This is a genomic window from Bacillus sp. HU-1818 (assembly GCF_022695965.1).
Classification (GTDB): Bacteria; Bacillota; Bacilli; order Bacillales; family Bacillaceae; genus Bacillus; species Bacillus atrophaeus.
The window spans coordinates 130,315-155,111 of record NZ_JAAPBE010000002.1 but is presented as its reverse complement, the minus strand read 5'-3'; the positions used below and the strand labels follow the sequence as shown (position 1 = coordinate 155,111).

At 43.8% G+C, this 24,797-nt stretch carries 22 protein-coding genes; 6 read left to right on the top strand and 16 right to left on the bottom strand.

Annotated elements, in window-relative coordinates; translation table 11 throughout:
- Window positions 1–9: 9 nt before the first annotated feature.
- The 5 genes from GXP75_RS06065 to GXP75_RS06045 all read right to left on the bottom strand — a co-directional run bounded on the left by GXP75_RS06065 (window position 10) and on the right by GXP75_RS06045 (window position 4,976).
- Window positions 10–1,893: an FtsX-like permease family protein gene (locus GXP75_RS06065; RefSeq protein ID WP_242556366.1), complete on the bottom strand. Its 1,884-nt coding sequence runs from the start codon at window positions 1,891–1,893 to the stop codon at window positions 10–12.
- Entirely contained in the window at window positions 1,868–2,641 is a 774-nt protein-coding gene (locus tag GXP75_RS06060; RefSeq protein WP_003326221.1) for an ABC transporter ATP-binding protein, read from the bottom strand. The genes GXP75_RS06065 and GXP75_RS06060 overlap by 26 nt, the downstream gene beginning before the upstream one ends.
- A gap of 127 nt (window positions 2,642–2,768) precedes the next feature.
- Window positions 2,769–3,746 carry a sensor histidine kinase gene (locus GXP75_RS06055; protein WP_242556365.1) on the bottom strand — a complete coding sequence of 326 codons (978 nt, stop codon included), beginning with the start codon at window positions 3,744–3,746 and terminating at the stop codon, window positions 2,769–2,771.
- The gene (locus GXP75_RS06050) at window positions 3,743–4,432 is read right to left on the bottom strand and encodes a response regulator transcription factor (protein WP_106044494.1); all 690 of its coding nucleotides are present in this window, start codon (window positions 4,430–4,432) and stop codon (window positions 3,743–3,745) included. Before GXP75_RS06050 ends, GXP75_RS06055 begins: the two co-directional genes overlap by 4 nt.
- 142 nt (window positions 4,433–4,574) lie before the next feature.
- Window positions 4,575–4,976: a hypothetical protein gene (locus GXP75_RS06045; RefSeq protein WP_106035113.1), complete on the bottom strand. Its 402-nt coding sequence runs from the start codon at window positions 4,974–4,976 to the stop codon at window positions 4,575–4,577.
- Between the two features lie 189 nt (window positions 4,977–5,165).
- On the opposite strand from GXP75_RS06045, the gene GXP75_RS06040 reads away from it, so the two are divergent.
- Window positions 5,166–6,137, top strand: coding sequence for an iron-hydroxamate ABC transporter substrate-binding protein (locus GXP75_RS06040; protein ID WP_242556364.1), 972 nt, complete (start codon window positions 5,166–5,168; stop codon window positions 6,135–6,137).
- Window positions 6,138–6,259: 122 nt separating this feature from the next.
- On the opposite strand, the gene fba is transcribed toward GXP75_RS06040, so the two are convergent.
- The 10 genes from fba to iolA all read right to left on the bottom strand — a co-directional run bounded on the left by fba (window position 6,260) and on the right by iolA (window position 17,568).
- The gene (gene fba / locus GXP75_RS06035) at window positions 6,260–7,132 is read right to left on the bottom strand and encodes a class II fructose-1,6-bisphosphate aldolase (RefSeq protein ID WP_219946874.1); all 873 of its coding nucleotides are present in this window, start codon (window positions 7,130–7,132) and stop codon (window positions 6,260–6,262) included.
- A gap of 21 nt (window positions 7,133–7,153) precedes the next feature.
- Window positions 7,154–7,990: a 2-keto-myo-inositol isomerase gene (gene iolI, locus GXP75_RS06030; protein ID WP_242556363.1), complete on the bottom strand. Its 837-nt coding sequence runs from the start codon at window positions 7,988–7,990 to the stop codon at window positions 7,154–7,156.
- Between the two features lie 88 nt (window positions 7,991–8,078).
- Window positions 8,079–8,948, bottom strand: a complete 870-nt coding sequence (locus GXP75_RS06025; RefSeq protein WP_242556362.1) for a sugar phosphate isomerase/epimerase family protein — start codon at window positions 8,946–8,948, stop codon at window positions 8,079–8,081.
- Window positions 8,949–8,970: 22 nt separating this feature from the next.
- Window positions 8,971–10,005 carry a bifunctional inositol 2-dehydrogenase/D-chiro-inositol 1-dehydrogenase gene (gene iolG, locus GXP75_RS06020; RefSeq protein ID WP_242556361.1) on the bottom strand — a complete coding sequence of 345 codons (1,035 nt, stop codon included), beginning with the start codon at window positions 10,003–10,005 and terminating at the stop codon, window positions 8,971–8,973.
- A gap of 25 nt (window positions 10,006–10,030) precedes the next feature.
- A complete protein-coding gene (locus tag GXP75_RS06015) occupies window positions 10,031–11,335 on the bottom strand; it encodes an MFS transporter (RefSeq protein WP_242556360.1) in 1,305 nt (434 codons plus the stop codon).
- A gap of 17 nt (window positions 11,336–11,352) precedes the next feature.
- Window positions 11,353–12,249, bottom strand: coding sequence for a myo-inosose-2 dehydratase (gene iolE / locus GXP75_RS06010; RefSeq protein WP_214915634.1), 897 nt, complete (start codon window positions 12,247–12,249; stop codon window positions 11,353–11,355).
- 16 nt (window positions 12,250–12,265) lie between these two features.
- Window positions 12,266–14,179 carry a 3D-(3,5/4)-trihydroxycyclohexane-1,2-dione acylhydrolase (decyclizing) gene (iolD, locus tag GXP75_RS06005; protein WP_242556359.1) on the bottom strand — a complete coding sequence of 638 codons (1,914 nt, stop codon included), beginning with the start codon at window positions 14,177–14,179 and terminating at the stop codon, window positions 12,266–12,268.
- Between the two features lie 27 nt (window positions 14,180–14,206).
- The gene (iolC, locus tag GXP75_RS06000; protein ID WP_242556748.1) at window positions 14,207–15,190 is read right to left on the bottom strand and encodes a 5-dehydro-2-deoxygluconokinase; all 984 of its coding nucleotides are present in this window, start codon (window positions 15,188–15,190) and stop codon (window positions 14,207–14,209) included.
- A gap of 26 nt (window positions 15,191–15,216) precedes the next feature.
- Complete coding sequence (gene iolB, locus GXP75_RS05995) at window positions 15,217–16,032, bottom strand: 5-deoxy-glucuronate isomerase (RefSeq protein ID WP_214915625.1); 816 nt, start codon at window positions 16,030–16,032, stop codon at window positions 15,217–15,219.
- Window positions 16,033–16,104: 72 nt separating this feature from the next.
- Entirely contained in the window at window positions 16,105–17,568 is a 1,464-nt protein-coding gene (iolA, locus tag GXP75_RS05990; RefSeq protein WP_214915622.1) for a methylmalonate-semialdehyde dehydrogenase, read from the bottom strand.
- Window positions 17,569–17,997: 429 nt separating this feature from the next.
- Here iolA and GXP75_RS05985 point away from each other — a divergent pair, with 429 nt between their 5' ends.
- The 5 genes from GXP75_RS05985 (at window position 17,998) to GXP75_RS05965 (ending at window position 22,859) form a co-directional block, all read left to right on the top strand.
- Window positions 17,998–18,759, top strand: coding sequence for a DeoR/GlpR family DNA-binding transcription regulator (locus tag GXP75_RS05985; protein ID WP_214915598.1), 762 nt, complete (start codon window positions 17,998–18,000; stop codon window positions 18,757–18,759).
- Between the two features lie 92 nt (window positions 18,760–18,851).
- The gene (locus tag GXP75_RS05980) at window positions 18,852–19,784 is read left to right on the top strand and encodes an aldo/keto reductase (protein ID WP_061572035.1); all 933 of its coding nucleotides are present in this window, start codon (window positions 18,852–18,854) and stop codon (window positions 19,782–19,784) included.
- Window positions 19,785–20,108: 324 nt separating this feature from the next.
- Window positions 20,109–20,693, top strand: a complete 585-nt coding sequence (locus GXP75_RS05975; protein ID WP_242556747.1) for a CGNR zinc finger domain-containing protein — start codon at window positions 20,109–20,111, stop codon at window positions 20,691–20,693.
- A 153-nt stretch (window positions 20,694–20,846) separates the two neighbouring features.
- A complete protein-coding gene (locus tag GXP75_RS05970; RefSeq protein ID WP_223827886.1) occupies window positions 20,847–21,335 on the top strand; it encodes an HPP family protein in 489 nt (162 codons plus the stop codon).
- Between the two features lie 135 nt (window positions 21,336–21,470).
- Window positions 21,471–22,859 carry a sugar porter family MFS transporter gene (locus tag GXP75_RS05965; protein ID WP_242556358.1) on the top strand — a complete coding sequence of 463 codons (1,389 nt, stop codon included), beginning with the start codon at window positions 21,471–21,473 and terminating at the stop codon, window positions 22,857–22,859.
- 40 nt (window positions 22,860–22,899) lie between these two features.
- On the opposite strand, the gene htpG is transcribed toward GXP75_RS05965, so the two are convergent.
- Complete coding sequence (gene htpG, locus GXP75_RS05960) at window positions 22,900–24,780, bottom strand: molecular chaperone HtpG (protein ID WP_214915590.1); 1,881 nt, start codon at window positions 24,778–24,780, stop codon at window positions 22,900–22,902.
- Window positions 24,781–24,797: the final 17 nt, after the last annotated feature.

Here is a 24,797-nt window from a genome sequence, read left to right as displayed (position 1 = left end):
TGATCACCTTTACTTTATCGTTAAAAATCCTTTTATTTTTTTCAGGTAGCTTGTCCGAACCATCAGGAAGAATAAAATTTGAAAAGCCAAGAATCCTCCGATCGTCATAAACAGCGGCTTCATCACATCAGAGAAGCCATCTACCTCCAACGTTTTCATGGCAAACAGCGTATGGAGAACAGCGACAGCAAACGGGAAAAAGAATAAGATCGCTAATTGAATCGTTACGCTCTGTGACATCTCTTTTTCACTCAGACCGATTTTCGCCAATGAACGATAACGCTGCTGGTCTTCCTCTAAGTCAGTAAACAAGCGGAAGTACAAAAAGCTTCCAGCCGCAGTAAAGAAGACAATAGCGATGAACAGTCCGATAAATAAACTCAAGCTTGGCAGCTGCACTGTGACATAATACGTCTCGGCCTTTGTTGCAAAATCAAAGTTAACATCCGAATAATCTCCGTAAAACCTGTTTTTCATTGATTGGCTGATACCCAGACTGTCTTTCCAGCCGTCAAATTTGTAACCGAATAACTTTGTGCTCTCCCCTAGTTTTTCCAGATCATTGTAGGTTTTTTCGTTTACTGCAATGATGCTGTTAATTGAGATAAGAGGGTCTTTCACCTCTTTTACCGTCAGCTTTTGATTCGAAAGCTTCTGCTTCTGATTGAGCAGGTTCAATTGATGCGGCACTTCGTTTTTCGAATTCGCCTCGTAAGTGTTCGGGAAATAAATACCCTCGCCGTCTTTCAGTTTGTCCAAACTGATGTTGAAGTGTTTTGCTAACTTCGTTTCATCCATCATGATGACTGGAGGAAAGCTATCCCCTTGCTTATAACGAATGTAAGAGGATTTTATATCTTCTCTTGCATATTGAAAATGGCCCTTTTCCAGATTATGTTCAATCTCTTGCAGATGGGTTTGTTCTTTCTTATTGCCGCCAAAAGATAAATACTCCATTTCATAAGCTGAATCCATTGAGCCGACAGTGGATTTGTACTTCACCAAAACCCCTGTGGCTGTAAACGCAACAGCTGAGATGATACTCACCATAAAAAACAGGCGGGCATTATCTTTTAACCGGTATACAAGATCAGAAATCCAAATGACATTTTTCCCGCGCAAATAAAAGGTTTTCCACTTTTTCAAAGCGCGTAAAATCCAAATGCTGCTCTGGCTGAAGAAAAAATAAGTGCCAATGATGGTTAGCAGCAAAATAATTACAGGCTCGAGACCGTGAACATTACCTTTTACCACCATGCCGTATCCGGCACCAAGACACGCGATGCCAAAAATCGACAAGATGATAGACGGCTTTGGCTCAGGTTTGATCTTTTCGGTACCCTTAATCAGTTTAATAATCGTTTTTGATCTGATGAAAAAGATCGTGATTTGCGATAAAAGGAAAAACAAGGGCAGAAATACACCAACCGTAATGCCCAGTGCTTTCCAAGGCATATATAACGGCAAAGCTTCCATTTCTAAAATATAAGCACCGATTGTAAAAAACGTTTTTGAGAAGATCAGACCGCCGATAATTCCGGCAATGACCGACAGGGCGCCGATGATCATGTTTTCCGCTGTAACCAGCACTCTGAGCTGCCCCGGCGTGATACCCTGAATCAACAGGATGCCGAATTCTTTATTTCTTGATTTCAAAAAGGCGTTTATGGAATACAGAACAAATAAGATAGAAAAAACAAAAATCATCCATTCGGCTGCGGTTAAGCCCTTTTTGGCAATGTTATTCAGATATCCTTCTTTTAGAGCCGGATGGAAAAGAAACATGGCAAAGGTAAAGAATATCAATACGGAAAAGGCACTGCTCAAAAAGAACGCCAGATAAGCCCTTTTGTTCCGTGTGACATTTTTATAAGCGAACTGAAGAAAGGTCATTTGCGTTTCCTCCCAGCATAGACAGCACATCTAGGATTTGTTCATAAAATACTTGGCGGTTTTCGCCGCGGTAAATTTCGTTAAATAGTGCTCCGTCTTTAATAAAAATCACGCGCTGGCAATAGCTTGCCGCTACAGGGTCATGGGTGACCAGTAAGGCTGTGATATTGTCGTTTTGATTCAGGCTTTGCATCGTCTCCATAACATCCTTTGAAGCTTTGGAATCAAGGTTCCCTGTCGGCTCATCAGCCAGAATCAGGGACGGTTTATGAATGACCGCTCTCGCAATGGCTGCCCGCTGGCGCTGTCCTCCCGATACTTCAAAAGAGCGCTTATTCAAAAGCGTTTCAATTCCCAGTTTTTCAGCAATTTCCTGCAATTTCTTTTCCATGACGGACGGCGCTTCTTTTTCAAGCGTTAACGGCAGCATAATATTTTCGCCTATCGTTAACGTATCAAGAAGGTTGAAATCTTGGAATACAAATCCCAATTGCCTGCGGCGGAAATGGGCAAGCTTTGTCCGTTTCAGAAGATGCGGGTTCTCGCCCTGAATCAGGATATCACCGGAATCCGGACGGTCAATCGTTGAAATGATGTTTAAGAGTGTTGTTTTCCCGGAACCTGATGGCCCCATAACCGCCGTGAAACCCCCTTCTTCAACTGAAAACGATATTTGTTTTAAAGCTTGATGGGACACTTGTCCTTTATAGGTTTTATTTATATGTTTGACCTCGAGCATATTCGCCATGAGAATCCTCCTTATGTTTATTCTTAGTGTGCAGCGGCATCATAAAAAATCCCCCTGCTAAGCTGTTTCGTAAACAAATCTTATCAAGGGGGATGAAAATGTGCTATGTCGTTTTCTTAATGTAACCTTACACTTTTGTAAGGAATATAAATTGAACCGCCGTTCCCTTTCCGGGAGCAGAGCTGATCTCCACTTCATGATTCAGTTTCCCTGTAATCTCTTTGACAAGGTAAAGCCCTATGCCCGTTGATTCTTGGAAGCGCCGTCCGTTTTCGCCGGTATAGTAGGGATCAAACACCCGCTTTAGATCCTGAGAAGGAATCCCGACACCATGATCTCTAATCTCCAATACCGTTTTGTCTTCACGCCGGAAGATCTTCAGCTCCAGCCGGTCACTCACTCCCGACGAATATTTCACCGCGTTTGTAATCACCTGGCCGATTGCGAACCTCAGCCATTTGGCATCCGTATAAATCATGTCATCCGCCTGTATATGGGTTTTAGGATAAACACGATGCTGAATAAAATACCTTTTATAGTTTTGAATGACGGATTGGAGAATGTCGGATAACGAGACCGCCTCTATTTTGAAATCCCTTTCGAACAGATCAAGCCTAGACGAGTAGAGCAGCGTTTCCAGCCCATACTCAATCTGCCGGACCTCTTTTTTAATTTGCTCAAAAATAGGCTCGTCCTCTTCCTGAATGATTAAATTAATGACAGAAAGCGGCGTTTTCACTTGATGCACCCATTGGTTCATATACGTCACCCGTGCTTCCAGCTTGGCTTCTGTTTCATGAAGCTTCTGATGCTGCAAATGGCTCATCTCCATCTGCTTTTCATAAAGCTCTGCACAAAACACCGATGAACCGAGATAAGGAACGTCTGTATCCTTTTGATGAGTGCCGATCCATTGATAGACGCCCCGGTCTTGGTACCAGCGATACACCAAATACCCTGCCAAAATCAGCAGCTGCACGCCTAATATATAAAAAAGATGAGAAAAAGAATGAAGACCCGCAAACCAATAGTAAAAAAACACAAAGAAGCCTTGAACGAGAAAAAGCAGGATTAACACCGCGTGTGCATGTAAAAACAACTTCATGATCCAGCCCTCAGCTGATACCCTTCGCCGCGCACGGATTCTATAGAAATCGGCACATGGAGATCGCGCAGTTTTTTACGCAGCCGGGTAATGTACACATTTAGTGTATTGTCATCAACAAAAATGTCAGTGTCCCATGTTTTTTCCATTAACCGGTCTCTTCCCGTTACCTTTTCTCCTCTTTCCAACAGCACCTCAAGCAGCTTGCTTTCCTTTTTTGACAGCTCGCATTTTTGGTCTTGATAACGCAATTCAAACCGTTCTACAAAGAGCTGTACGCCCTCGTATTCCAACACTTTTTCCCCTTGTTTTGCCGCGTACTCTCCGTAAGCCCTGCGAATCTGGCTTTTGATTTTCGCCAAAACAATATCATAGGAAAACGGTTTTTCTATATAATCATCTCCGCCATTTTCAATCGCCATCACCTGATCCATCTCTCCGCTTCTGGCCGATATAAAAATAATCGGACTGGTCGAATGCTGGCGGATCTGGCGGCACCAGTAATATCCGTCATACGATGGCAAATTGATATCAAGCAGCACCACGTCCGGTTTTTCCCGCAAAAACAGGTCCAAGACAGATGTGAAATCAGATGTCACCACCGTTTGATATCCGTATTTCTCCAGATAATTCTGCAATAGCGACCGAATGTCTTCACTGTCTTCTACAATCATCACTTTCTTCATATGACACACTCCCAACCTGTATAGACGGCCTTGTCAGAGACGCCGAAGTACTTCTATTAATGATCCCATCATAATGGTTCAAGGACTGTTGAAGCAACACAAAGTAAGCGGGCCTTCACAAGTAAGGACCCGCTTCTTATTGTTAATGATGGTCATGTCGAATATGTATATCTTCAATAGGCTGTTTTGGTGCATTAAATTTGCTCTCGGCTTCACTTCTTGCCGCCGCAAATTCCCGCGCCTCCACATGATCTTTATACACGTCGAGCTGAATTAAGTACAGCGGGCGCGCTTTGAACCCGTGAATAATTGTCACCGCCCACAAAGGGAGCACAATGATAAGCCCCGGGGTATCGGGAAGCACAAAGCCAAACGCAAATAGTAAAAAATAAATGATTCCATACATAATCCAGTTTCTATTTCTCACCTTAATGCCAATAAATAAAAAGGCGAAAAAACTGGTAATGGCAAAAGGCATAAAAATAAACAGCATCCACCAGCTATTCAGCCATTCCCACGTTGCTCCTCGTTTGGTTATCCCCATATTTTACTCCTCCTTTCTTCCTATAATAATGGAAAGAACAAAGCACGTCATCTTCATTTCTTGCGTAACTGGAAAAGTTCCCGCCGCCTTAAAAATAGTGATAGACGGAGAAGGGGTTTCTTGCTATATTAATAGTTGATAATGATTATCATTATTACTCAATCGGAATACATAATAGGGAGGTTCTTTATGAGAAAGAACACATTAGTTATAGGCATGCTGGTTCTTCTGCTTTTGTTTGTCAGCGCTTGTAGCGGCTCAGCTTCAAAAGAAAGCACGGGCGGTTCAGCTTCCGGCAAAGAAAAGACAGAAATGAGAACATATAAATCAACAAAAGAGAACGTCAAAATCCCCGTACATCCGAAGCGTATCGTCACTGATTTTTATGCTGGCGAATTTTTCTCAGTCGGCGCAAATGTCGTCGGGTCCGGGTCTTGGTCATTTGATAATCCATTTTTGAAAACTCAGATGAAAGATGTAAAAGATATCGGTGATCCGATCAGTGTTGAAAAGGTGATGGAGCTTCAGCCGGACTTGATTGTCGTTATGAATGATAAGAATGTTGATAAATTAAAGAAAATCGCTCCAACTGTGGTCGTTCCTTATAACACCGCCAAAAATGTAGAAGATACAGTCGAGCTGTTCGGTGATATTGCCGGAGCAAAGAATGAAGCCAAGTCATTTATGGCCGATTTCAACAAAAAGGCGGCGGCTGCCAAGAAGAAGATCGCAGGCGTGATTGACAAAGATGCCACGTTCGGCCTTTACGAAAACACAGATAAAGGCGAATTCTGGGCCTTCAACGACAACGCCGGGCGAGGCGGACAAGCGATATACAATGCGCTTGGCTTAAAAGCCCCTAAAAAGATTGAACAAGATATCATGAAAACGGGAGAAATGAAACAGCTCTCTCAAGAAGTCATCCCTGAATACGCCGCTGATTATATGTTTATCACGGACTACAATCCGAAAGGCGAAAGCAAAACACTCGACAAGCTAAAAGAATCGTCCATTTGGAAAAACCTCGATGCCGTGAAAAAGAATCGAGTGTTTATTAATGATTTTGATACGTACTACCCGTACGATCCGATTTCGGTCAGCAAACAGGTTGATTTAATTGCTGATATGCTTGTGAAGCGCGAGAAGGAAAATCAGAAGTAAAAAAGAGGGCACGCACCTTCTCAGATGATATTGCTGAGAAGGTGTTTTTTTCGTAAAAAGAAAACACTCACCAATTCATAGTGAGTGCGATGTATAGCGACGCTGTTCGTTTTTTTAATGTTTTAACCCACTTGTTGCTTTGCCGCTTTATTTGAAGAGCCAAATTCTCTCATTTTGCTTTTGACTGTTTCCATAACGGCATGAACCCCGGGAGCCAGAATGACACGCGGTTCGTAAAAGTCCGTGTTCTTGTTAAACATGTTACGTGTCTCTTCCGTCCAAGCCACCATACATTCAGTATTAATATTAATCTTTGCATGTCCGAGCTGGATGGCTTTTGTGATTTGATCTCTTGGAATGCCGGATGCTCCATGAAGAACAAGCGGAACGTCCGTTACCTTGGCGATCTCCTCCATTTCCTTAAATCCAAGCTTCGGCTCTCCCTGATACTTTCCATGCACGGAGCCGAGCGCCGCTGCCAATGCATCGATATTGGTTTCTTTCACAAGTCGCTCACATTCATGGATATCTGCGTATTTCACCCCGCCAATGAGACCGTCTTCCATACCGCCGACCGTACCGACCTCTGCTTCAACCGACACATTGTGCAGGCGGGCATACTCAACGACTTCTCTTGTCATGGCGATATTCTCATCAATTGAAGAATGAGAGCCGTCAATCATCACCGAACTAAAACCGGCGTCAATCGCTTTTTTACACCGCTCCGCACTGCTTCCGTGATCAAGATGCAATGCAACAGGGACCGTTATCGACAACTCTTCCATTAACGCATGGACCATAGCGGAAATCGTATGAAATCCGCCTAAGTAATCTACTAACCGATCAGACGCCGCAGCGATCACAGGAGATTGTTCTTCTTCCGCCGCTTGTAAAATCGCCTTTGTCCATTGAAGGCCGTTGATATTAAATTGCCCGACTGCGTACTGGCTGCGCTTTGCTTCTGCCAGCAGGTTCTTCATGGGTACTAAAGCCACGTTCACCCCTCCTATCTCACTTTACATCTTGAAGTATTTTGACACGGCACCAACCGTTGTTTCTTTTGCCATCTTAATGGTTTCCTCTGCACTTAGCTTATAATATTCCGGTCTGAACAGCTCAACAGATACAACGTCTGAAAAGCCGATTTCTTTTAAAGCGGATAAGTGGGCGTCCAGATCAATAGCCCCTTGGCCCGGCCATACGCGATCTTCATCCGTTAAGAAACCGATCGGGAAATCTTCCGTATCGTCAATATGATAAATAAAGATTTTCTTGCCGTCTGCTTGCTTTAAGCTTTCGATATTTGAACCCATCGCATGGAAGTGGAAGCTGTCAAGGACAAGCCCGACATTGTCGCGGCTGACAGTATTGATGATGTCATACGCCTGTTCAAACGTATTGACTGTACATTGCGGATGTCCGACAAACTCAAGGGCGATTTTAACGCCGTACGGTTCGGCGATATCAGAAAGCTCAGTCAGAACCTCTACACAGCTCTTTTTGATCTCTTCTTTTAAGATTTTCTGCTCTGTCACAAGCGGAACGGCCACTACATATTTCACACCGAGGGTTTTGCACGTTTCCATCATGCCCTTAAATTCCTCAATGATGTCTTTGTAGCCCTTTTCATCACGGTTGTTGAAGAAGACTAGAGCGTTTAACGCAAGCGGTTTGATATGATGTGTTTGGAAAAATTCAGCCAGATCTGATAATGAATGATCTTTTAAGTACTCCGGCAGCTTATCCATCGTACGGATTTCAATATAATCATAGCCATGCTTTTCGCATAGCTCTAAGTCTTGTGCGAGATTTGAGTTCTCTAATGTCGTGGCTTCATTAAAGCATAGTTTCATTTTTGCAATTCTCCTATCTTGGTTGATATATGAAGGAAGTTCGGCAGGATGGCTGTTCGCCTCACCCCGCCGAACTCCAATGCTCAGCTTATGCCAGACCTAATTCTTCTTTCATTTTCCGAAGCATCAATCGGCTTGATTCATCCGCTCTTTCGTCGACCCAAGCAAACACGGCATTCGTCGCAATTCCGTCGAACTTCATCTCTCTCAGCTTTCTGAAAATCGTATCAAAATCAACCTCGCCCTGACCAATGTCCAAATGCTGGTGAACCGTTACTTTCGCGTCAGGCGGATTGACGATGTAGCGCAGGCCATGAGCCGCTTTATGATTAAAAGTATCTGCAAATAAAACATGTGTGAGGCGGTCGCCGGCTTCGTCAAACATGGTCGCGATATCGCCTTTGCCGTCATCATAGAAGAACGTATGCGCAGTCGAGTAGACAAGGTTGATCCAAACCCGGTCAAGCGCGCGGATCATATCCATTGCCCCTTTGTGCGTTTCGATAAAATCGTATGGATGGGCTTGAAGATTGAGTTTAATGCCTTCTTTTTCAAAGATGGGCAGGAGCTCATCCATGGATTTAATAAATTTTTCTTCACTTGTTAAAGGATCATATTTTGAACCGCTGAATTCGCTGTTCATTAAATCCACTTCCAATTCAACCGCAATTTCGATCGCCCTTTTCCAATTGCGCACCGCAGCCTGGCGGCGGTCTTCTTCAGGACCCGCCCAGTGGTAAAGCGGAAGGAGTGATGAAAGCTTAACGCCTGTATCTCTTAAAAGCCGCTTTAATTGTTTGATCTTTGCTGAATCGACTTTCGGATATTTATAGAATGGACAAAAATCCTCGCGCGGCGACAGTTCGATATATTCATAACCAAGCTCAGCCGTTTTATAGACCATTTCCTCCAACGTTAAATCATCTCGATACATCGATGGATCCAATGCTAATTTCATATTTTTTCACTCCTCAATATTTCTAGTTTTCAACCGTTGTAAAAGATTGATAGAATTCCGGTTTTTCCTTCAATTCAACCTTTTCTTTTTGTCCAGATTCCTGGGCTTTTACACACGCGTCAGTCGTAACGGCAGCAATATAGCCGTCCCATGCCGTCGGCCCGCTGACTTCGCCTTTTTTCTGGATGGAATCAATGAAGTCTTGGATTTCCACATCGTACGCATCCACAAAGCGTCTCTGCCAATCCATCAGAATATCTGTGCTGAATTTTCCTTCTTGTCTCAAGCTGATGCTTGATGGTTCAGGAAGTTTAATGATGCCGTCTTCTCCAACAATCTCACATTGAATGTCATAGCCGTATTTACAGTTCACAAAGATTTCAGCATTGATGACGATACCGCCTTTTGTTTCAATGACTACGATTTGCGGATCTTTTAAGTGCGGCAGGGCATTTTTCGATTTTTTCGGATAGATGACTTGAACAGACTCGTAGTCATCATTGACGAGCCAGTGAAGGACATCAATTTCATGAACGAGCGTATCGACCACTGCCATATCAGTCGTATAATTTTCAGCTACAGCCGGGTTGCGGTGCGCGCAGTGGATCATCAGCGGTTCACCGATGACACGGTTGTCAATCGCTTCTTTCAACTTTACGTAACCGCTGTCATAACGGCGCATGAAGCCGACTTGAACAAGGCGTTTGCCCACTTTGATTTCTTCTTCGACGATGCGCATGCATCCTTCAGCGGTTGTCGCGAGAGGCTTTTCACAGAATACATATTTCTTGGCTTTAATCGCTTTCAAAACACTGGACTCGTGAGCCGGTCCCCAGCTTGTGACCAAGACAGCGTCTACATTTTCATCAGCAACGAGGCTGTCATCATCAGGATAAACAGTTGCGTTTAATTGATAGTCTTGAACGACCTGTTGTGCCGCTTCTTGATTGACATCCGTTACAGCCACAATCTCCGCGCCAGCCAGTTTGTTCGTGATGCGGTTAATGTGCTCTTTTCCGATTGCCCCAGTTCCGATAACACCAATACGTAAAATCATTGATCGTCACTCCTTCTAATAGTCATTACATGATTTTTCTATCGTTACCTTGCTTGGCAGGAGGAGTTCCATAAAGGTCTTCTTGAATTTCTTCAAGCGACTTGCCAGACGTATTCGGTGCGAAAACAAGCCCTATGATCATACTAGCCGTCACACATCCAAGGAGAATCGCAGCCATAAAGCCAATGCCGAAGTTCGTCATAATCATCGGTACAAACAAGCTCCAAACTCCTATCGAAATACGAACAAGAAAGAACATCAATCCTTGCGCTGAAGCACGGTATTCGGTTGGAAACAGCTCGCTGGCCCATAATTGGTAGTTCGCTTGCTGCCCGGCTCCGTTATTGATTCCCATAGCCACGATAAACAGGAGCAGAATAGGTATGCCTTGAACCGGCATCAGAAACAGCGACCAGCCGATGACCGCCATAAAGGCGCAAATACCAAAAACAGTTTTTCTGTATTTATCTGCAAAAGGCATGAAGATAAAAGCAACACCCAGTCCGGTGAAAATAAACAGACCCATTTGCAGCAGATTTGCCATATTGGCAGAAACGCCCCCGACTTGCTGGTATATATAAGGCATGAAAAATCCCATGACCCCGGCTGCTAAATTCCAAAGCAGATAAACACCCATTAGGAACATAATTTTCTTTAAGAATGTAGGCTTGAGTAAGTTCAGATAAGACGTTTTATTCACCAAGACCGCACCTTCAGCCTGTGGTTGTTTTGATTGACCTTTCCAAGCTTCAGATTCAGGCAATCGAATTCTTAATATATAAGTGATCAACGCAATCACTAATAAATGAGCAAACACAATTTTATTTCCCAACAGGCCTAAATCGCCGACCAGCACTGACAGCATCAGGACGACTACTGCTCCGGCAGCCCAAGCCACCTGTGCAACACCGCAATGCCTGGCTCGGTTTCTCTTTGGCGCGTTTTCCGCAATGATGGTCCACGATGCCGTGATATCCGCACCTACGGAGATACCGATAATCATGTAACCGCTTAACAGCATGGGAAAATTCATTCCAAACAGCACCAAACAAATCCCTAACGCGTACACTAACATGCTGTTTGTGTAGACCGCTTTTCGTCCCACTTTGTCCGCAAGATATCCGCCGAGCAAAGCGCCGACTGCCGCTGAAATGGCGTTTGCGCTAAACGCGCCGAGCAATCCGATTTGGCTGTCTGACAGCTTCAGGTAGCTGACCCACATTGACAAACCTGCTGATCCTGCCACGATGGAACCCGCATCAATATAGTTTGCTAATGCTGCGGCGATGGTCCTTTTATTAAAAGCCGAATCCGCCTTCGCACTATTCATATTTGGTCCCCCTCTAGTCAGTTTGCAAGATCGAGCAGCTGACGATCAATATACTTTCTGGCCAAAAGCGCATATTCAAGCGGATTTGCAACAGCCGGATCTTGCTCAGCTTCAATCACGATCCATCCGGAATAATCGTTGTTCAATAAGGTTTGATATACTTCTACAAAATTGATGCATCCATCTCCGGGAACAGTGAACATGCCTTGTAAAAAGGACTGCTGAAAAGATTTTCCCTCTTTTTTGCATTGCTCCATGACGTTTACCCTTGCGTCTTTGAAGTGGACATGTTTAATCCGGTCAATATGCTTTTCAAGTATTGTCATGTAATTGCCGTCCGAAATATAAGCGTGGCCTGTATCATAGAGAAGGTGTACATGCTTTGCGTCCGTTCCGTCCATAAGGCGGTCTACTTCTTCCGCTGTTTGGACTCCGGTGCCGAGATGATGGTGATAGACAAGCTTTAGGTCATACTTTTCAGCGATTTTGCCAAGGTGGTTTAATCCCTCACAAAGCCTCTCCCATTCCTCATCTGTAAAGTAAGGCTTCTCTTTAAACACGTCTTTTTCCAACCCTTGCACACTGTAGGTTTGTTCAGAAACGACAGCGACATCCGCGTGCACCTGATTCAAATATTCACAATGTGCGGTAAATTCCTTCTCCGTTTCATCAAGCCCGTCGCGCAGGATAAAGCTGCTGAACCATTTCCCGGCAATCCGTAAGTTTCGAAGCTCAAGCTCCTTATTGAGGATGGAGGGTTCAGGGAAAAACCCTCCTACTTCCGTACCTTGGAAGCGTGCGACAACGATATCACTTAACAAATGCTGCAATGTATTTCCCGCTCCGATCTCAGGAATATCATCATTACGCCATCCTATGGGAGCGATGCCCCATATAATCTCTTTTTTGCCCATCGTGATGTCCTCCCCTCTAGTACTGCTTCGCAGACCCCAGCATTTTCTCTTTGGCTTCATATGCCTTCTGGACGCTTTCTTGCTCAGAAACTTCAGCAACACCGACATGCCACCAACTGTCATAGCCGTCTGTCATTGTTTTCGGAAGCACTTTCATTTCTATCAAAGTTGACACGTCTTGATTCTTCGCATCCTCTAACGCTGCTTTCAGCTCTTCTGCCGTGTTGGCGCGGTAGGTTTTGGCTCCGTAGCCCTCAGCCACTTTTGCATAGTCCACGTTCAAAATTTGATTGTCGTCTGTGCGGAACTCACAATAATAGCTGCCGCTTCCGTGATCCATTTGCAGATTGTTGATACAGCCGAATCCTGAGTTGTCAAAGAGCAGGACATTGATTTTCTTATTGTACTGAATTGCCGTGATTAATTCGGAGTGAAGCATCAAGAAGCTGCCGTCTCCGACAAGCGAATACACTTCTCTGTCCGGATGGGCTAATTTGAGTCCGAGTGTGCCGGACACTTCATATCCCATGCATGAATAGCCATATTCCAGATGATACGTATTCGGTACATTAGAATGCCATAAGCGCTGTAAATCTCCTGGGAGGGAGCCTGCTGAACTGATGACAACGCTGTCTTCGGGAATCGTCTCATTAATCGTTAGCAGCGCTGTTGTTTGCGGAAGCTCGGTATCCAAAGCGTCAGCGTACTCATTCAGCACGTCTTGATTAAAATGATTTTTAATTTCCGGCACAAATTCTTCGCGTTTAAATGTCACCTTGCTGAGCCGGTCACGTTCAGCCAGCCACTCTTCTTTAAGATCCTGAATGGTTGAACCAAATTCGCTTTTGTACCCTTCCAATAAGCTGTGCAGCTTGCCGAGCGTTACTTTCGCATCCGCTACCACTTGGAACGCATCCAGTTTGTACGCTTGCATTCTGCTGACATTGATATTCAAAAATTTCGCTTTATCAAAATCAAATGCAGTCTTAGAGGAAGTCGCAAAGTCGGTATATCTGGTGCCGATTCCGATGATCAGATCTGACTGGCGGGCCGCTTTATTGGCTGCGAGTGTTCCCGTGATTCCCATCCCGCCTAAGTTATTGGCAAAATCGGCTTCAACGGTGGATTTACCTGCCTGCGTTTCAACCAATGGAATGTTGTATGCTTCAGAGATGGCGATTAATTCGTCGCGTGCATCAGAATATTTAGCGCCTCCGCCCACTAAAATCACAGGGTTTTTGCTTGATTTGATCAGCTCCGCCGCTCCCTGCAATTCACGCTCGCTCGGCTGCATCCGGTCAATATAATGAACCCGTTTGACGAAGAAACTTTCATCGAAATCATACGCTTCCCCTTCAACATCTTGTGAAATACAAATCGTTGCAGGACCGGCTTTTGCAGGATCAGTCATGACTTCAAATGCGCGGATCAAGCTGCTCATAAGCTGTTCAGGACGCGTAATGCGGTCCCAATACCTTGATACCGGCTTCAATGCATCGTTTGTCGTAATCGCCGCGCTGTATTCTTGTTCCACTTGCTGCAGCACTGGGTCAGGCTGTCTTGTCGCAAACGTGTCTGCCGGAATCAAAAGCACAGGAATATTATTTGCCAGCGCCGTACCTGCGGCAGCCGTTAAGTTGGCCGCTCCCGGTCCGACAGATGTCGACACTGCATAAATTTTTCTTCTCAGCATTTGCTTGCTGTATGCCATGGCAGCGTGTGCCATCCCTTGTTCATTTTTACCTTGAAATACTTTTAAATGGCCGGCATCTTGTTCCAGCGCTTGACCGATTCCTACCACATTTCCATGGCCGAAAATGGTGAAGATTCCTTCAACGAAAGGCTCTTCCTTCCCGTCAACATGGATATACTGCTGGTTTAAGAATTTTATCAGCGCTTGTGCTGTTGTTAAGCGAATTTTCTTCCCCACAAACGATCCCACCTTTATTCGTTCTTTTTAAAATGATGGCTGAGTCTCAACAAGCTGTTCGATTTCTGCTACAGTCGGCATTGCTTCTGATGAGCTATGTTTGCTGACAACGATGGATGCAGAAGCGCTTCCGTATTTCAATGCCGTTTCGATATCTTTACCTGAAACAAGGCCATAGATAAAGGCTGAAGCATACGAATCGCCAGCTCCAAATGTTTTCAAGACATTCGTCTTGTATGCTTTCGCGCGGAATACTTCTCCAGATTTGCTATATGCGTATGACCCTTCGACACCATGCTTGATGACGACCAGGTCTGCGGAATGTTCAAATAAGTATTTTATCGTGTCGCCGTTGCTGCCTCCGATGCGGTTTTCCATCATGTCGAATTCATCACGTGTGCCGATCACGATGTCGGATTGTTCAGCAATCAATGTATAATAAACGGACGTTTCTTCAGTTGATTTCCATGTATAAGGGCGATAATCGAGTTCAAATACGACTTTCACCTGATGCTTTTTCGCCAGATTCACAGCTTTTAAGACAGCTTCACGAGAAGGGCTTTTCGCAAGAGCCGTCCCTGAGACAAGCAGCATCTTTGCTTTTGCGATATACGCTTCATCAACTTCAGATGGCTTCAGGTATAGGTCAGCCACATCATCCCGGTACATTAAAATGCTGCATTCTTCCGGGCTTTTGATTTCCGTAAAGGCAAGGCCGGCTTTATGTCCCTCTTGGTCGACAATCATTTGTGTCGTATCAATGCCCGTGTTTCTCATATAGGATTCTATAAATCTTCCATGCTGGTCATCAGGAATTTTGCCGATAAAACCCGCTTTAAGGCCCAGCTTGGAACTTCCGATCGCAATGTTGGCCGGTGAGCCACCGACATATTTTGAAAACGTCATCGTTTCTTCCATTGGCCGATTGTACTCCACCGCATTTAAATCAATACATGCGCGTCCGATGGCAACAATATCAAAGTCCTTATCTTCATTAAACGTATACTTCATCGTAAACAGCCACTCCTCACTGATTGTTAGCGTTCCAGAATCCATTCATGATCGGGATCATTATGAAACTTCCACTTTCTTGCCGGTCCTGCCATTACATTTAAATAGTACGATGTATATCCATCCGGAACCCCAACCGGGTGATAGCCCGCCGGCACGATGACAACGTTTTCATTTTCTACAGTCATCGTCTCGTCAATTGAACGGTCATCCGTATACACACGCTGGAATACAAAGCCTTGCGGTGGGTCCATTTCGTGATAATAAGTTTCTTCTAAAAAGGATTCTGCTGGTAAATTGTCTTGGTCATGTTTATGAGGCGGGTAGCTCGACCAGTTTCCGCTGTCTGTATATACTTCAACAACTAACAGACTGTTTGCTGACGGGTCTGAATCAGGCAAAATGTTATGCACAATCCGTTTGTTTGAGCGTTTTCCGCGGTGTTCAACACCGTTATCTTCAGCTTTAATCAGCTTTGTCGGCAGCCGCTTTTCAGACGGAGAATAGCAAAGCGCCACTCTGGCTTGGCTGACCGCTGTAATCTCAAAGGATTGATCGTTTGACACATAGACGCTGTCCGTCGGTATTCTTTCAAATACACTGTCGCGTGTGCCGATGCTTTCAAATGTTTGATCGTGATCAGTGACTGTGATTTTGCCTGTAACCGCAACAATGCAGCATTCTATTTTTTGTAATTCCTCTGTATAGCGGGAACCCGGTGCAAGGTCCACAACTTTAAATTCAACATATTCGAGATCTGAATTTGATGTAGTTACTTCATGTACAACCTTCACGCCTTGAGAAAGCTCATTCGCTTGAGGCTTTCGCAATAAATAACTCATATAAAGTGACCTCCTCATTGGTTTTCAAATAGGCCCGAACAGCGCAGCCGCGCTGTTCGGTCTCTTCATATATTAGATGAAATCAGGAGACGGATATCTTGCTGTCACTACTTTTTTACGAGTATAGAAGTCTACGCTGTCTTTTCCGTTCGCATGTAATGTGCCAAAGAATGAAGACTTCCAGCCGGAGAATGGGAAGAATGCCATTGGCGCCGGTACGCCCAAGTTGATGCCAAGCATTCCCGCATCAATGTTCTCACGGAAGTAACGAATGGCGTTGGCATTAGATGTGAACAAGCACGCGCCGTTTGCAAATTCAGACTCGTTGGCAATCTCAACTGCTTCTTTCAGATTTTTCACACGGATGACAGATAAGACAGGGGCGAAAATTTCGTCCTTCCAGATTGTCATATCCGTTGTCACATTATCAAAGATCGTCGGTCCGACAAAGTAGCCCTCGTCAGATACGTTTTCACGGCCGTCACAAACCAGTCTCGCGCCCTCTTCAAGGCCCTTTTCAATATAACTGAGCGTGCGTTTTTTATTATCTTCACGAATGACAGGTCCTAAGAACACACCGTCATCAAGTCCGTTCCCCATTTTCACACTTGCCGCTTTTTCTTGTAATTTCGCCATGAATTCATCAGCGATTCCTTCTTCAACCGTTACAACCGCACAAGCCATGCAGCGTTCTCCGGCTGAACCGAATGCAGCGCCGATAATGTTTGTGATCGTATCTTCCATATGAGCGTCATTCAAGACAATCGTGTGGTTTTTCGCGCCGGTCAAAGCTTGAACGCGTTTTAAGTTTTCGCTTCCTTTTTTAAATACATATTCGCCGACCGGTTTAGACCCGACAAATGAAATCGCTTTAATTTCCGGATGTTCGAGTACGCCGTTCACTACGTCATGAGCCCCGTGCACTACGTTGAAGACCCCTTTTGGAAGTCCGGCTTGTTCGAAAAGCTCGACCAGCTTCTCGGTTAACAGCGGCGTGCGCTCAGACGGTTTTAGAATGAATGAGTTTCCTAATGCAATCGCCATCGGGAACATCCAGCAAGGAACCATCATCGGGAAGTTAAATGGCGCGATTCCGCCGACAACTCCGATTGGGTAGCGGTAGTTTGCAGCTTCTACATCAGTTGCGATTGATGCGAGGGAATCTCCCATCATCAAGGATGGCGCTCCTGCGGCAAACTCAACGTTTTCGATACCGCGTCCGACTTCGCCTAACGCTTCAGTTGTGTTTTTACCGTTTTCTAATGTGATCAGACGAGCGAGCTCTTCTTTATTTTGCTGGAGGAGCTGCTGGTAGTTAAATAGAATTCTTGCACGGCGCGGCACGGCTACTTTTGACCACTTCTTAAAGGCTTGAGATGCTTTTTCAACCGCGTAATCTATATCTTCTTTAGTAGAAATCGGTACTTGGCACAGAACTTCTTTTGTTGCCGGATTGACAACGTCTTCATATTTATCTGTTTTACTTTCAACCCATTCACCATTAATGTAGTTTTTTAGTTTTCTAATTTCAGCCATCTTTATTGCCTCCTTAAATAGTAAACATCAAACGCTTATATAAATGATGCGAGGATGGTATAAATGATTGATTGCTATTATCTTTCATTCATTACCCGTTCTTCCAAAAAACTTAATTTAACCGCTTTCATAAAGACCCCTTAGCTGCTCATGGATTAAACCTTATAAGAAACCAGAATAACAGGGTATTTTTTGATCATTTCTTGGTTATATTCTAATTGCACCATACCCATAAGTCAACCATATTATCTTAATTTTTTCATTATTTTTATTATTTCTTTATATCACACTTTTTGAGTCCAAACTTGGCTGTAAGACGAGTCCTTGCAAAAGACATATACGAGTGTTACCATTTTTTAAGTAAATATTGATTAACTTTTGGTTATGTTATATATTTGAATTAATTTAAGATTAGAAGGAGACTTTTGTATGAAACTGATGCGGATACAGGAGATGGAGGAATACATTTTAACGAATGGCACCGTTTCGTTAGATGAACTATGCCAGGTCTTCAATGTCTCTAAAAACACGGTCAGACGCGATATCAACAAATTAACTGAAAAGGGTGCCATCCAAAAAGTATACGGCGGTGTAACGTCAATTGAGAAATCAGCGCTCGTTCCTTTTGAAAACCGTACAATCCAAAACCAAGATGAAAAAACAAAGATCGGCCATTACGCTTCACGATTTATAGAAGACCAAGATCTCATTTTCATCGACTCGGGCACAACAACCAAATCAATTATGGATACGCTTGATCAGGGCAGAAACGTGACGATTCTGACCAATAGCTTAGACGTAATTAATGCTGCATCATCATTAAATAATGTAAATTTGCTTATCATCGGAAGCAATTATAAGAGAAAAACAAGATCCTTTGTTGGAATTGATGATCCCGGTACATTAGACAAATACAACATTAATAAAGCCTTTATGTCATCAACCGGAATCACGCTCACACACGGTTTAACCAATTCCGATTTGATGGAATATGAAATCAAAAAGAAAATCTCCGAAAAAGCAAAAGAAGTGTATTTACTCGCTGATCACTCTAAATTCGGCAAGTCAACTCTGCTGACGTACGCACCGTTTAAGCGAGCGGATTGCATTGTAACATCGAAACCGCTGGATGAGGAATATAACAAGTTTTGCAAAGAGCATCAAATTGATATTCATCTGGCACAGAGTTAACATTAGAAGGGAACTTGACCGGGCATAAATATAAAAGTGCCGCATCGGAAAAGTTTCATATATATCCATTCATTTTTCTAGGAGGCTTAACCATGCAAAAAACAAGAATCGGCAAATCAGACCTGCAAGTATTTCCAATTGGTTTAGGAACAAATGCTGTTGGAGGGCACAACCTTTATCCGGATTTAAATGAGGAAACAGGGAAAGAACTGATTCGTGAAGCGCTTCGTAACGGCGTGAATTTATTAGATACCGCTTACATTTACGGGGTAGGCCGCTCTGAAGAATTAATCGGCGAGGTCCTTCGTGAATATAACCGAGAAGATGTCATCATCGCAACAAAAGCCGCCCACAGAAAAGAAGGTGACGACTTTGTCTTTGATAACTCACCGGCATTTTTGAAACAATCTGTTGAAGACGCGCTTAAACGCCTTCAGACCGATTACATTGACCTTTTCTACATTCATTTTCCTGATGACCATACACCGAAAGATGAAGCAGTGAAAGCCCTGCATGAGTTAAAAAAAGAAGGGAAAATCCGCGCGATCGGCGTATCTAACTTCTCTTTGGAGCAATTAAAGGAAGCCAATAAAGACGGATATGTCGATGTGCTGCAAGGCGAGTACAATCTGTTAAACCGTGAAGCAGAGTCAACATTCTTCCCGTATATTATGGAAAACAACATTTCATTCGTTCCGTTCTTCCCTCTAGTGTCAGGACTGCTGGCAGGGAAATACACAGAAGACACAACGTTCCCAGAGGGCGACCTTCGGAGAGAACAGGAGAACTTCCAAGGTGACCTTTTCAAAGAAAATATCAAGAAAGTCAATCAACTGGCGCCAATTGCCGAAAAGCACAATGTCGGCATTGCCCATGTGGTACTGGCTTGGTACCTTGCAAGACCTGAAATTAATATTTTAATCCCGGGGGCAAAACGTGCAGAACAGCTGAAAGATAATATGAAAACAGCAAACGTTGAGCTGACGAAAGAAGATATTTCATTTATTGATGAATTGTTTGCTTAAGACATAAAACAGATTGATGACAGAATGCCAAAACGGTTTTATGTTTTGGCATTCTGTTTTCTTTTCAGCGTGATTGAAGACCCTTGAAAGAGGGGCATCGGAGCGGACTTCGGCAGGCTGCCCGTGCTATTAGCCGCTGATCTTTTTCTCGTAAGCACCGACGATCTGAATCAATAAAAACCAAATTCAATCTGCCTGTCTACAGCAACATACTCCCCTCTCTCAAGCAACAAATCAAAGCTTTCTTCTTGTCTGTCGGAGCTCCCTTCATGAACATTTTCTTGCGTGAGTGTGGTTTTGGCACTTAAAATGGTTCAGAAAGGAATGATCACTTTGGCAAAGATAGAATTTCCCCTTATCTCTCACAACCTTTCTCTCGATCTAGTGAATACCGAAATCATAAGCTATGATAAACGGCACGATCTTATCCATTCAGAAGAAGATCTAATGAAATGGTTAGGCAAAATGGGAGAAGCAGCTCCTTTTCTAAACCGCTCTGCGTTAAAAAAAGTCCAAGAAGATTTTTCAAATGTATCACAAAAGATTCTCCAATTCCGCTCCGTACTGAGAGAACATTTCGAGAACATTGCCGAGGGCGGGGAGCCTGCACCGTCTTTTGTCTCTTTCCTGCAAGACCAAATCGCAGCTGCTCCTTTTACTTATGAAATCATTGATGACAAGCTCGCGCGCATTCCTGCCGGAAACATTGATGATGCGATTCTTTCTCTTATCGCTTACGATGCATTATGGCTTATTCATACAAAAGAAATAAAGCAGTTGAAGCGATGCGCCAATGAAAAGTGTATTTTGCTTTTTCTCGATAAGACCGGAAGACGAAAATGGTGCTCCATGAAGATATGCGGAAACAGACAAAAGGTCTCACGCCATCAGAAAAAAACAAATAAATGACATAAACGAGCAGAAAGCTGTCCTTCAATCGGACAGTTTTTTTATATTCACGCATCAAACTAACCACTAAAATAATAATTGACAGGTTATTTCTCAATGATTATTCTATAGATACAGGAGGGGATAATTTTGGAAACAAACTATTTTTTGAAAATGAAAGGAAAAGGAAAAACGCCTTTAAAGATAAACGGTAAGGACGCTGCTACAGGTCTAATAGGCGGATTTATCACCATTTTGGCATTAGCCTCATTAACGTCTTATACATCAAGCCTATGGTTAATGGCGCCTTTTGGAGCGAGTTGTGTGTTAGCATTTGGCGCTTGGAATGCACCTTTATCACAACCCAGAAATGTGATTGGCGGCCACTTCATTTCTGCACTGACAGGCCTTATTGTATTTCATTTATTCGGTGCTCATCCATGGACATTCGCATTAGGAGCAGGGCTCGCTATTTTCTTTATGATGCTGACCAAAACCACTCATCCTCCCGCCGGTGCAGATCCGATTGTTGTCATTCAGGGAGCGTATAGTTGGAGTTATTTGGTTTTTCCGGTGCTGATAGGGTCTTTCATCATCGTGATTATCGCTCTCTTACTGAATAACTTGCGCGAGAACCGACAATACCCTACATTTTGGATATGAATAAGGCCCTGCAATATTAAACAAATTAAACTTTTTCAATTGCAAATGTTTCGAGTCTAATAGGTAAAGGGTACTAAACAATTACTTATAAAATTAGACATTTATCTATTGGTTCAAGACTGAGGAGGAACATTTGTGAACACAAACACAAGGAAATATATGATTTACTTTTTCGGTGCTTTAGGGGGGCTGCTTTACGGATACGATACGGGCGTCATCTCTGGAGCGCTGCTGTTTATCAACAATGACATTCCTTTAACGACATTAACAGAAGGATTGGTTGTCAGCATGCTTCTCCTTGGCGCGATTTTCGGTGCTGCCTTAAGCGGCACATGCTCAGATCGCTGGGGCAGGAGAAAGGTTGTATTTGTTCTATCCATTATTTTTATCATTGGAGCGCTGGTTTGTGCATTTTCTCAAAACATAACCATGCTGATTGCGTCTCGGGTGATTCTCGGTTTGGCTGTGGGAGGTTCAACGGCACTTGTACCCGTGTACCTTTCTGAAATGGCGCCGACGAAAATCCGCGGAACACTTGGAACCATGAACAATTTAATGATTGTAACGGGTATTTTACTCGCATATATCGTGAATTATCTTTTCACACCGTTTGAAGCATGGCGCTGGATGGTCGGTCTGGCTGCGGTGCCGGCCGTTCTTTTATTAATCGGTATCGCATTTATGCCGGAATCGCCAAGATGGCTGGTAAAGCGCGGGCGTGAAGATGAAGCAAAAAAAATCATGGAAATCACTCATGATCATCAAGAAGATATTGAAATGGAACTGGCAGAAATGAAACAAGGCGAGTCAGAGAAAAAAGAAACGACACTAGACTTGCTGAAAGCAAAATGGATTCGCCCCATGCTTCTGATTGGCGTCGGGCTTGCCGTTTTCCAACAGGCTGTCGGGATTAACACGGTAATCTACTATGCGCCGACCATTTTCACTGAGGCTGGTCTCGGCACATCGGCATCAGTGCTCGGCACGATGGGAATCGGCGTACTTAACGTCATCATGTGCATCACAGCGATGATACTAATAGACCGCATCGGCCGCAAAAAACTGCTGATCTGGGGAAGCATCGGGATTACGCTGAGCCTGGCCGCACTATCGGCTGTGCTCCTGTCTTTGGGACTCTCTACATCAACAGCCTGGCTGACCGTCGTATTTCTCGGGGTTTATATCGTGTTTTACCAGGCGACATGGGGTCCGGTTGTATGGGTTCTGATGCCTGAACTCTTCCCGTCCAAAGCCCGCGGAGCCGCGACGGGCTTCACCACTTTGGTGTTATCCGCAACCAACCTTATCGTGTCGCTGGTCTTCCCGCTGATGCTCAGCGCAATGGGCATCGCATGGGTCTTTGCCATCTTTTCAGTCATTTGTCTTCTCTCATTTTTCTTCGCCCTCTACATGGTTCCTGAAACCAAAGGAAAAAGCCTAGAAGAAATTGAAGAAAGTCTGAAAAAACGTTTTAATAAGAAGAAAAACAGACAAAATCAAATGCTTAACGAGCGAACATCGTAAACAAAAAAGGAATCGTCTCTGGACGATTCCTTTTTTATGGTCACACCATAACCTTGCACATATTGTTCGTAAACTCCACCGGGTCTTGGATCGGCAGACCTTCAATCAGAAGCGCTTGGTTATATAAAAGATTTGTGTACAAGCTCAATTTGTCTTTATCCTGTTCAAATGCATCTTGCAGTGTTTTGAATACTTCGTGATTCGGGTTGATTTCCAACACTTTTTCAGCCTTTACATTTTGATTGTCCGGCATCGCGTTTAGGATTTTTTCCATCTCGATTGTCACTTCGCCGTCAGCGGCAAGGCAGACCGGATGGGATTTGAGGCGTTTTGACACTCTGACGTTGTTGACTTTGCCAGACAGAATGCTTTTCATTTCCTCAAACAGATCTTTATACTTGTTCTCTTCTTCTTCGGACTGTTTTTGATCCTCTTCCGTATCGATTCCCAAATCACCGCTTGATACGGATTTGAACTCTTTTTCCTTATAAGTGGTCAGCATCTTGATCGCAAACTCGTCTATATCCTCTGTAAAGTACAGAATTTCATAACCTTTGTCAGCTACCATTTCTGTTTGCGGCAATTTCTCAATTCGCTCATACGAATCACCGGACGCGTAATAAATATATTTCTGATCCTCCGGCATTCTGGATACGTACTCATCTAAGCTGACCAGTTTTTTCTCCTTAGAAGAGTAGAATAATAAGAGATCCTTCAATACATCTTTATGAGCGCCGAACTCATTGTACACGCCGAATTTCAATTGTCTGCCGAAAGATTGATAGAATGATTCATATTTTTCTCTGTCATTTTTCAGCAGGCTTTGCAGTTCGCTTTTGATTTTTTTGTTGATGTTTTTCGCAATCAGCTTCAGCTGGCGGTCATGCTGCAGCATTTCTCTTGAAATGTTCAGCGACAGGTCCTCTGAATCAACCATACCCTTCACAAAGCTGAAATGGTCCGGAAGCAGATCCGCGCATTTGTTCATGATCAGTACGCCATTGGAATACAGCTCCAGCCCCTTCTCATATTCCTTAGAATAATAGTCAAACGGCATATTTTCAGGAATAAATAAAATCGCGTTATAGCGAACGGCGCCATCAACACTGATGTGCACATGAGTGAGCGGTTTATCAAAGCCGTAATGCTTTTCGGAATAAAACGTTTCATAGTCCTCATCTGTCAGCTCGCTCTTGTTTTTTCTCCAGATCGGCACCATGCTGTTGACCGTCTGTTCTTCCTGAACCTCTTCAAACTCATTGTCACTGTCTTCTTTTGGCTTATTAACAGTCTCATCCATTTTGATCGGATAGCGAATGAAGTCAGAATACTTTTTGATAATGGCTTTTAAACGGTAGTTTTCTAAAAACTCATCATAGCTATCGTCTTCTGTATTCTCTTTAATCTTCAGGATAATGTCTGTTCCGACGGAATCCTTCTCACACTGCTCAATCGTGTAGCCGTCCGCACCCGCAGACTCCCATTTATACGCCTCTTCACTGCCAAGCGCCTTACTGACGACCGTCACCACATCGGCGACCATAAACGCCGCATAAAATCCGACACCGAATTGGCCGATGATATCATGTCCGTCCTTCAGTTCATTTTCCTTTTTAAACGCAAGAGAACCGCTTTTCGCAATGATTCCGAGATGCTGTTCAAGCTCATCTTTCGTCATGCCAATCCCTGTATCAGAGATGGTCAGCGTTCTCGCGCCTTTGTCAGCCGCTACTTTTATGTAGTAATTGTCTTTATCGAAAGTTAATGCATCATCCGTCAGCGCTCTGTAGTAAATTTTATCAATCGCATCACTCGCATTGGAGATTAACTCACGCAGGAAGATTTCTTTTTGGGTGTAAATGGAGTTAATCATCATATCAAGCAGTCTTTTGGACTCCGCTTTAAATTCTTTTTTGGCCACTATAGATCGCTCCTTTA

Bases quoted from the DNA above. Each gene is read 5' to 3' on its own strand.
- GXP75_RS06065 (WP_242556366.1), bottom strand. From the start codon at position 1,893: ATGACCTTTCTTCAGTTCGCTTATAAAAATGTCACACGGAACAAAAGG.
- GXP75_RS06060 (WP_003326221.1), bottom strand. From the start codon at position 2,641: ATGGCGAATATGCTCGAGGTCAAACATATAAATAAAACCTATAAAGGA.
- GXP75_RS06055 (WP_242556365.1), bottom strand. From the start codon at position 3,746: ATGAAGTTGTTTTTACATGCACACGCGGTGTTAATCCTGCTTTTTCTC.
- GXP75_RS06050 (WP_106044494.1), bottom strand. From the start codon at position 4,432: ATGAAGAAAGTGATGATTGTAGAAGACAGTGAAGACATTCGGTCGCTA.
- GXP75_RS06045 (WP_106035113.1), bottom strand. From the start codon at position 4,976: ATGGGGATAACCAAACGAGGAGCAACGTGGGAATGGCTGAATAGCTGG.
- GXP75_RS06040 (WP_242556364.1), top strand. From the start codon at position 5,166: ATGAGAAAGAACACATTAGTTATAGGCATGCTGGTTCTTCTGCTTTTG.
- iolI (WP_242556363.1), bottom strand. From the start codon at position 7,990: ATGAAACTATGCTTTAATGAAGCCACGACATTAGAGAACTCAAATCTC.
- GXP75_RS06025 (WP_242556362.1), bottom strand. From the start codon at position 8,948: ATGAAATTAGCATTGGATCCATCGATGTATCGAGATGATTTAACGTTG.
- iolG (WP_242556361.1), bottom strand. From the start codon at position 10,005: ATGATTTTACGTATTGGTGTTATCGGAACTGGGGCAATCGGAAAAGAG.
- GXP75_RS06015 (WP_242556360.1), bottom strand. From the start codon at position 11,335: ATGAATAGTGCGAAGGCGGATTCGGCTTTTAATAAAAGGACCATCGCC.
- iolE (WP_214915634.1), bottom strand. From the start codon at position 12,249: ATGGGCAAAAAAGAGATTATATGGGGCATCGCTCCCATAGGATGGCGT.
- iolC (WP_242556748.1), bottom strand. From the start codon at position 15,190: ATGAAGTATACGTTTAATGAAGATAAGGACTTTGATATTGTTGCCATC.
- iolB (WP_214915625.1), bottom strand. From the start codon at position 16,032: ATGAGTTATTTATTGCGAAAGCCTCAAGCGAATGAGCTTTCTCAAGGC.
- iolA (WP_214915622.1), bottom strand. From the start codon at position 17,568: ATGGCTGAAATTAGAAAACTAAAAAACTACATTAATGGTGAATGGGTT.
- GXP75_RS05985 (WP_214915598.1), top strand. From the start codon at position 17,998: ATGAAACTGATGCGGATACAGGAGATGGAGGAATACATTTTAACGAAT.
- GXP75_RS05980 (WP_061572035.1), top strand. From the start codon at position 18,852: ATGCAAAAAACAAGAATCGGCAAATCAGACCTGCAAGTATTTCCAATT.
- GXP75_RS05975 (WP_242556747.1), top strand. From the start codon at position 20,109: ATGATCACTTTGGCAAAGATAGAATTTCCCCTTATCTCTCACAACCTT.
- GXP75_RS05970 (WP_223827886.1), top strand. From the start codon at position 20,847: ATGAAAGGAAAAGGAAAAACGCCTTTAAAGATAAACGGTAAGGACGCT.